Source organism: Sphingobium sp. RSMS, assembly GCF_005406185.4.
Lineage (GTDB): Bacteria > Pseudomonadota > Alphaproteobacteria > Sphingomonadales > Sphingomonadaceae > Sphingobium > Sphingobium fuliginis.
Genome location: NZ_CM191258.1, coordinates 626,492 through 635,000, shown reverse-complemented (window position 1 = coordinate 635,000; position 8,509 = coordinate 626,492). Strand labels below are relative to the sequence as shown.

General features: G+C 63.1%; 5 protein-coding genes and 2 rRNA genes (1 of these 7 only partly in view). 3 read left to right on the top strand and 4 right to left on the bottom strand.

Features of this window, described 5'->3' with window-relative positions; translation table 11 throughout:
• Together EGM87_RS20920 and rrf are read left to right on the top strand one after the other, a co-directional pair.
• Nucleotides 1-1,614 (top strand): 23S ribosomal RNA (locus tag EGM87_RS20920) (it extends 1,181 nt beyond the left edge of the window).
• A 165-nt stretch (nucleotides 1,615-1,779) separates the two neighbouring features.
• Nucleotides 1,780-1,894: ribosomal RNA gene (gene rrf, locus EGM87_RS20915) — 5S ribosomal RNA — on the top strand.
• A gap of 121 nt (nucleotides 1,895-2,015) precedes the next feature.
• Here the strand turns inward: rrf and EGM87_RS20910 are convergent.
• Entirely contained in the window at nucleotides 2,016-2,306 is a 291-nt protein-coding gene (locus tag EGM87_RS20910; protein ID WP_044662862.1) for a hypothetical protein, read from the bottom strand.
• A gap of 214 nt (nucleotides 2,307-2,520) precedes the next feature.
• On the opposite strand from EGM87_RS20910, the gene EGM87_RS20905 reads away from it, so the two are divergent.
• Nucleotides 2,521-4,416 (top strand): potassium transporter Kup, encoded by a 1,896-nt coding sequence (locus tag EGM87_RS20905; RefSeq protein WP_025549819.1) that lies wholly within the window; start codon nucleotides 2,521-2,523, stop codon nucleotides 4,414-4,416.
• A gap of 134 nt (nucleotides 4,417-4,550) precedes the next feature.
• Here EGM87_RS20905 and EGM87_RS20900 read toward each other — a convergent pair whose 3' ends face one another.
• From EGM87_RS20900 to kdpC, 3 genes are read right to left on the bottom strand one after another with little or no spacing between them, the layout of a single operon-like run.
• Complete coding sequence (locus EGM87_RS20900; protein ID WP_025549818.1) at nucleotides 4,551-5,261, bottom strand: response regulator; 711 nt, start codon at nucleotides 5,259-5,261, stop codon at nucleotides 4,551-4,553.
• Nucleotides 5,258-7,918, bottom strand: coding sequence for a DUF4118 domain-containing protein (locus tag EGM87_RS20895; protein ID WP_137708898.1), 2,661 nt, complete (start codon nucleotides 7,916-7,918; stop codon nucleotides 5,258-5,260). The genes EGM87_RS20900 and EGM87_RS20895 overlap by 4 nt, the downstream gene beginning before the upstream one ends.
• Nucleotides 7,915-8,499, bottom strand: coding sequence for a potassium-transporting ATPase subunit KdpC (kdpC, locus tag EGM87_RS20890; RefSeq protein ID WP_044660620.1), 585 nt, complete (start codon nucleotides 8,497-8,499; stop codon nucleotides 7,915-7,917). Before kdpC ends, EGM87_RS20895 begins: the two co-directional genes overlap by 4 nt.
• Nucleotides 8,500-8,509: the final 10 nt, after the last annotated feature.

Genomic DNA, 8,509 nt, shown 5'->3' with positions numbered 1-8,509 from the left:
ACGTGCACCGAAGCTTAGGGTTCAGTCTTTTGACTGAGCGGTAGCGGAGCGTTCCGTAGGCCGTTGAAGCGGGAGGGTAACCGACCGTGGAGGTATCGGAAGTGCGAATGCAGACATGAGTAGCGATTAACAGTGTGAGATGCACTGTCGCCGAAATTCCAAGGGTTCCTGCTTAAAGCTAATCTGAGCAGGGTAAGCCGGCCCCTAAGACGAGCCCGAAGGGGGTAGTCGATGGGAACCACGTTAATATTCGTGGGCCTGGTGGTGTGTGACGGATGGCGTAACTTGTTCGGCCTTATTGGATTGGTCCGGGCAGGGAAGTTGTCCCAGGAAATAGCCCCACCGTATAGACCGTACCCTAAACCGACACAGGTGGAATGGTAGAGTATACCAAGGCGTTTGAGAGAAGTATCCTGAAGGAACTCGGCAAATTGCCTCCGTACCTTCGGAAGAAGGAGGCCCCACATATGCGCAAGCACTTGTGGGGGGCACAGGCCAGGGGGTAGCGACTGTTTAGCAAAAACACAGGGCTCTGCTAAGTCGGCTTCAAGACGACGTATAGGGCCTGACGCCTGCCCGGTGCCTGAAGGTTAAGAGGAGGAGTGCAAGCTCTGAATTGAAGCCCAGGTAAACGGCGGCCGTAACTATAACGGTCCTAAGGTAGCGAAATTCCTTGTCGGGTAAGTTCCGACCTGCACGAATGGCGTAACGACTTCCCCACTGTCTCCAGGATATGCTCAGCGAAATTGAATTCTCCGTGAAGATGCGGAGTACCCGCGGTTAGACGGAAAGACCCCGTGCACCTTTACTGCAGCTTCAGAGTGGCATTAGGAAAGAACTGTGTAGCATAGGTGGGAGGCTTTGAAGCCGGGACGCCAGTTCCGGTGGAGCCATAGGTGAAATACCACCCTGTTGTTTTCTGATGTCTAACCTCGCACCGTCATCCGGTGCAGGGACCCTCTGTGGCGGGTAGTTTGACTGGGGCGGTCGCCTCCTAAAGAGTAACGGAGGCGCGCGATGGTGGGCTCAGGACGGTTGGAAACCGTCTGTTAGAGTGCAATGGCATAAGCCCGCCTGACTGCGAGACTGACAAGTCGAGCAGAGACGAAAGTCGGTCATAGTGATCCGGTGGTCCCTCGTGGAAGGGCCATCGCTCAACGGATAAAAGGTACGCCGGGGATAACAGGCTGATGATTCCCAAGAGCTCATATCGACGGAATCGTTTGGCACCTCGATGTCGGCTCATCACATCCTGGGGCTGGAGCAGGTCCCAAGGGTTTGGCTGTTCGCCAATTAAAGTGGTACGTGAGCTGGGTTCAGAACGTCGCGAGACAGTTTGGTCCCTATCTGCCGTGGGCGTCGAAATTTGAGAGGAGTTGACCCTAGTACGAGAGGACCGGGTTGAACATGCCTCTGGTGTACCTGTCGTCCTGCCAAGGGCGCAGCAGGGTAGCTATGCATGGACGGGATAACCGCTGAAAGCATCTAAGCGGGAAGCCTCCCTCAAGATAAGATTTCTTCGAGCGGTCGTAGACCACGACCTTGATAGGCCGGATGTAGAAGTGTGGTAACATATGGAGCTAACCGGTCCTAATTGCTCTGATCGCGCCTGAGAGTCCCACCATCAATGACAACACTGGATACAAACCAGCGTCAGCCATCGAGCGTGGTGATCAACCTCATGCCAGATAAACAAACCAACTCATTTGATGACGCGTTTCTCAACCGAAACGCCCAAGTGCACGGCACCGATTAAAACCCGAAGCGCAAGCTCTATTGCTTGGTGACCATAGCGTCTGTGACCCACCCGATCCCTTCCCGAACTCGGACGTGAAACCAGTCTGCGCCGATGGTACTGTGGCTCAAGCCCCGGAAGAGTAGGGCGTCGCCAGGCATTATAGCTCGCGCTTCACATTAACCCATTCGCAATCTCCTGCGCCCAGGCGCAATGCCCCCCAAGCGCACCCCCTCAGGTCGCGCTGGCAAACCGGCAAACCACCAGCCCAAATCATACCTCAAACCCACCCTCCAACCCTGGGTAAATCACCCATGGCGCTGGACCAACGCGCTGAAAGCTCTACCGGCTGCCAAAGACGCGCGCCCATCATCGTCAGGGCCGCACCCGCGCTTGCGCTTAGAAACAGCAGCGCGGCCAGCGCAAATTCCGGCATGGTCATGTCCGCTGCCGGATTCTCCATGACCAGCCTGCGCAGCAGCCCGCCTTCTGGCCAGGTGGAGATCAACAGGATCAGGCCCGCCAACCTCAACCCGATCCTGGCCACCAGATGTTCATGCCAGTCCGACATTTGCCGCATTCTCCTTCCCGGAGAATGTTCAATTGCGCATTCCCGCATAGCTTATCGAGAGCGAGAACCGATCGTCCGCGTTGAAATTTCATAGGATTCGGGGGAGTTTTCCGGCATTCCTATGCGAATCCTATGCCGATCGCATAAAGCCCCACTGGAAATATAATGCGGCTTCATGCGATGGGCGGCCCGGCAACAGCGAGTGACGGTACGGATGACGGATCGAGCGGGCGAGGGGGTGGGCCATAGCCATCCGCAGGGGAAGTTGTCGCTTCTGGCATTGGGGGCGCTGGGCGTGGTGTTCGGGGATATTGGCACCTCGCCGCTCTATGCCCTGAAGGAGAGCTTCGTCGGCCACCATCCGCTGGCGGTCGATCCTGCCCATATCTATGGCGTCTTGTCGCTGGTCTTCTGGACCATGACGCTCATCGTCACGGTCAAATATGTGTTCATCATCATGCGCGCCGACAATCATGGCGAAGGCGGCAGCATGGCGTTGCTCGCCCTGATCTCCCGCAAGCTGGGGGAGAGCCGATGGACGCCGACCATCGCCATATTGGGCGTTCTGGCGGCAGCGCTATTCTATGGCGACGCGATCATAACCCCCGCCGTATCCGTGCTCTCGGCCGTGGAAGGGCTGGAGACGGTGAATGACGGATTTGCGCCCTTCGTCCTTCCCATCGCCATCGTCATTCTGATCGGGCTGTTCCTGATCCAGAAACATGGCACCGCCCGGGTGGGCGCGCTGTTCGGGCCCATCATGGCGGTTTATTTCCTGGTGCTGGCGGCGCTCGGCATCCTCAACATCGTGCGCCATCCGGGGATTGTCGCCATCGTCAACCCTATGTGGGCCATCCATTTCTTCGCGCTCGATGCGAAGCTCGCCTTCCTGGCGCTGGGTTCGGTCGTACTGGCGGTGACGGGGGCGGAGGCGCTCTATGCCGATATGGGCCATTTCGGGCGCAAGGCGATCAGCATAGCTTGGCTCTACGCCGCCTTTCCCTGCCTGCTGCTCAATTATATGGGCCAGGGCGCTCTGCTGCTGGACCTGCCTGAGGCGGCGGAGAACCCCTTCTTCCTGCTCGCGCCGGAATGGGCGCGGCTGCCGCTGGTCATATTGGCCACGCTCGCCACGGTGATCGCCAGCCAGGCGGTGATTTCCGGCGCTTTTTCCGTGACGCAGCAGGCGGTGCAACTCGGCTTCCTGCCGCGCCTCAAGATCGCGCATACCAGCGCTTCGGCGGCGGGGCAGATCTATGTGCCGCTGGTCAACTGGGCGCTGCTGTTCCTGGTCGTGCTGCTGGTTCTGGGCTTCCAGTCGTCGAGCAACCTGGCCGCCGCCTATGGGATTGCCGTCACGGGGACCATGGTCATCACCACCTGCATGATGGCGGTGCTGACCTTCAGCGTATGGCGCTGGAACAGGCTGCTCGCCGCTGGCGTGACGGGGCTGTTCCTCACTGTGGACGGCGCCTATTTCCTGTCCAACGCGACGAAGATTCCCGATGGCGGCTGGTTCCCGTTGCTGGTGGCGGCGGTGGTGTTCATCATCCTGACGACCTGGTCGACCGGGCGGAAGATCATGAACTTCTATCTGCTGGAAGGAGCGATGGAGGTCGAACTGTTCATCCAGTCCGTCTCCGGCTCCCTGAAGCGGGTGCCGGGCACGGCGATCTTCCTCAATTCCCGTGTGGAGGGCGTGCCGCCGGCGCTGCTGCACAATGTGAAGCATAACAAGATATTGCACGAGCGGGTGATCATCCTGACCGTGCGGACTGAGGGCGTGCCTCATCTGCCGCTCACCGGCCGTTCCGAAGTGACGGAACTGGGGGCAGGCTTCTACCGCGTGGTGCTGCGCCACGGCTTCATGGAGGAAGTCGACATTCCCGCCGCGATGAAAGCGGTCCAGGGCTGCGGCGGCCCCATCAATGTCAGCCAGACCAGCTATTTCCTCAGCCGCCAGACTTTGATCCCGTCGGAAAAGCCCGGCATGGCGATCTGGCGGGAAAAGCTGTTCGCCTGGATGATGCGCAATGCCGTGACGCCCATGGATTTCTTCAAGCTGCCGACGAACCGGGTGGTGGAACTGGGGTCGCAGGTCGAAATCTGATTCCCCTTCATTTTTCAACTTCACCCCGTCATTCCCGAAGGCGGGAACCCATCCCCCGGACGTGCCGCCAGGGGCTTCTTATGGAGGGTGGATTTCCGCTCCGTGGCGATGATGACTAGAGGGAGGAGGGGGGCTCAACCCCCATCCGCTTCCTTCAACCGGTAGCCGATCCCCAGTTCGTTCGCGATGATGCGGGGCCGCTGCGGGTCGTCCTCCAACTTCTGCCGCAGGGTTCGCACCAGCACGCGCAGATATTCGACATGATGCGCATGCTCGTTGGGCCAGACCTGCGCCATGATCTGCTGATGGGTGATCACCCGCCCCGGATATTTCGCCAGTTGCGCCAGCACGCCATATTCCTTCGGCGTCAGATGCACTTCCTGTCCGCCCCTTGTCACGATCCGCGCCATCAGGTCGATCGCCACATCCCCTGCGCGGACCATCGAAACGCCGCCATCCTTGGTCATGCGGTTGCGCAGCGCCACGCGCACGCGGGCAAGCATCTCGTCGGTATCGAAGGGCTTGGTCAGATAATCGTCCGCGCCCAGGTCCAGTGCGGCGACCTTCTGCTCGGTCGCGTCGCGCGCCGATATGACGATCAGGCTGGCGTCCGAATCCCGTTTGATGAGCGGCACCAGCTCCAGCCCGTCGCGGTCGGGCAGGCCAAGGTCGAGCAGGCAGATGTCGGGTCGCTCCTCCCGCAACTTGTCCAGCGCCTCGCGCGCATTGGCGGCCTCCACCGTCGCATGGTCGGCGCGGGTCAGCGCCGCGTGGATCAGGCGACGGATTTGCGGTTCGTCATCGATGATCAGCACCTTGTGGCGACCGGATGAACGGGTGGTCATGACATGTCCTCGTCAGCAAGCGGAGACAGGATCGAGGCCTGCGGAAAGCGCAGGGTGAAGCAGGCGCCGGGCGGATCGGCCCGGTTGGCGGCCGATACGCCAAGCCCCATCGCCTCGGCAAAGCCCTTGACGATGGCAAGGCCAAGGCCGGTGCCATGCTTCGCCCGGTCCGACCCCTCCATGCGGGTGAAGGTGTCGAAGACGCGCGCCTCGCTCCCCGGCGGGATGCCCGGTCCCTGATCGATCACCGACAGGGTGATCGCGTCGGGCAGCCGCTGGCCCTGGATGGTCACGGGCGTATCCGGATCGGCATAGCGCCCCGCATTGTCGAGCAGGTTGATGAGGATATGGTGCAGCAGCGTCGAATCGACCCGCACCAGCGGAATATCGGGCAATATGTCGACCTTCACCTCATGCCGGCCAAGCGACTGGCGCGTATCGTGGATGGCGCCCGCCACCGCGTCAAACAGGTCCACGGGCTCCAGCTTCAGCGGCAGGGCGCCCGCCTCCACCCGCGCCATGTCCAGCAGATTGGCGACGAAGCGGGTCAGCCGCAACGCCTCCGCCTCCACCGTGTCGGCAAGGTCGCAGGGGTGCTGGCGCTTCAGTTCATGCGCGGCGGAGATGATGGTGGTGAGCGGCGTGCGCAGGTCGTGCCCGACCGAGGAGAGCAGGGCGGAACGCAGCCGGTCGCGCTCGCGGATCTGGCGGGCGTCCAGCATCTCCTCCTCCAGCGCCATGCGGTCGAAGGCGATGGACGCCTGGTCGAGCAGGCTCATGAGCAGCGGCAACTGGTCGGACCGCAACGGCTCCCCCGCATCCTCCCGCGCCAGTCCCAGCACGCCCAGCACGCCGCGCGTCGTGCGCAGCGGGTGGAACAGCCAGTCCGACGCCGTCAATGTGGAGGAACCGCGCCCGGCGGGCTGCTCATTGTCCATCGCCCATTGGGCGGCGGCCTTCTCTATCTGCTCCAGCCGGTCCTCCGGCGGCACGGCGGCGCGCAGTTGCGGACCGTCGGGGGATGGGAGGAGGAGGACGGTGCGCACGTCGAACATTCGCCCCACTTCGGCGCAGATGGCATGCATCAGCTCGTCCTGGCTGGCCGCCGCGGTCAGTTGCCGGGAAAATCCCGCCAGCGCCGCATTCTGCCGGGCGCTGCCATGGGCCAGGTCCGCCTGGGCGCGGACGCGGGCGGCGAACTGGCTGGTGACGATGGCGACGCCCAGCAGGACGAGGATGGAGATGACATTTTCCGGATTGCTGACGGTCAGCGTGCCGGTGGGCGGCAGGAAGAAGAAATTATAGGCGAGGCTGGAAAGCAGACCCGCGAACAGCCCGGCGCGCAGGCCGAAGCTGGCGGCGGCGAACATCACCGGCACCAGATAGAGCAGGGCGATATTGCCGAGCGCGATGGTCTGGACCAGCAGCCGCCCTATGGCGGTCATCAGCGCGATCATCGCCGTGGACCAGAGATAGTCGGCGGGCTTGCCCCATGGCCCCATGCGGGCGGTCCGGCGGGGCGGCGCGAACCGGTCGCCCGGCAGGACGTGGATGGCGACGTCTTCCATGGCGCGGACCAGACGGTCGACCACCGACCCGTGCCGCAGTTCGAACCACCAGCTTCGGCTCGCCTTGCCGATCACGATCTGGGTGGCGCGGGCGTCCGCCGCATATTGGCGCAGCCCCGCCACGACGCTGGGGGCGGGGATGGTCGCGGTCGTTCCGCCCAGGCGCGATGCGAGCGCCATGGTGTCGGCCAGATGGCCGCGCTCCTCCGCCGTGAAGGCCAGGCTGCGCTGCGTTTCGATATGCACGGCGGTCCAGGGCGCCTTCAGTGCGTCGGCCAGCCGCTTGGCGGCGCGGACCAGCCCCTGCGCGCTCGGCAGTTCGCTGATGGCGACGACGACCCGCTCGCCCGCCGCGAAGCTGCCTGCCAGCGCATGGGCGCGCACATAGTCCAGCATCTGCGCGTCCACCGCCTGCGCGGCGCGGCGCAACGCCATCTCGCGCAGCGCGGTCAGATTGGACTTGGAGAAGAAATGGTTGAGCGCCCGGCTGGCCTCCGCCGGGATATAGACCTTGCCCTCCTTCAACCGATCGATCAGCTCGTCGGGCGGAATGTCGACCACCTCGATCTCCGCCGTTTCGAGGATGGAATCCGGCACCGTCTCGCGCACCCGGACGCGGGTGAAGGAGGCGACGACGTCGTTCAGGCTTTCGACATGCTGGATATTCACGGTCGAATAGACGTCGATCCCGGCGTCGAGCAGCTCCTCCACATCCTGATAGCGTTTCGGATGGCGGCTGCCCGGCGCGTTGCTGTGGGCGAGTTCGTCCACCAGCACCAGCCCGGGGCGGCGGACGAGGATCGCGTCCAGATCCATCTCGCCCAGGCTATGGCCCTGATGATCGACTGCGCGCCGGGAAATGACCTCATGGCCGTGGAGCAGCGCTTCCGTCTCCCGCCGGCCATGGGTCTCGACCACGCCCACCGCCACGTCGACGCCGGCCTTCAGGCGCTGCATGCCGTCGATCAGCATCTCATAGGTCTTGCCGACGCCCGGCGCCGCGCCGAGGAATATCTTCAGACGCCCGCGGCCTTCCCGCGCCGCCTGACGCAGATAGGCTTCTGGATCGCGGCGGTCCGGTTCGCTCATCCCGCCTGATTAGCGCCGATGCCATCCAGCCGTCGATTGATTTCGAGGACATTGACCCGCGCTTCCCCCAGAAAGCCCAGAAGCGGTCGCTCTATGCTCCGGTCGACCAGCGCGCGAACCTGGCCCGGCTCCAGACCGCGCGCCTTCGCCACCCGCCCGACCTGAAAAAAGGCCGCATCGGGGCTGATATGGGGGTCCAGCCCCGATGCGGAGGTTGTCACCAGATCGGACGGAACGGGACGACCGGGTGAGTGCAGGGCCTGAATGTCGCGCGCGACGCGGTCGGCCAGCGCCCTGCTGGCGGGCCCCAGGTTGGAACCGGAGGAGGCGAGCCCGTCATAGCCCTTGCCCGCCGCCGACGGACGGGAATGGAAATAGCGGTCGCTGGCGAAATTCTGGCCGATCAGCGTGGAGCCCACCGGTCTGCCGCTCTGCCTGATCAGGCTGCCATTGGCCTGGAACGGGAAAAGCGCCTGCCCGATGCCGGTCAGCGCCAGCGGATAGGCGATGCCCAGCAGCAGCGCGAAGAGCAGCGTCATTGCGAGCGCGGGTCGAAGGGAGGTTTTAAGGTCGGTGAACATTCTGCTATCC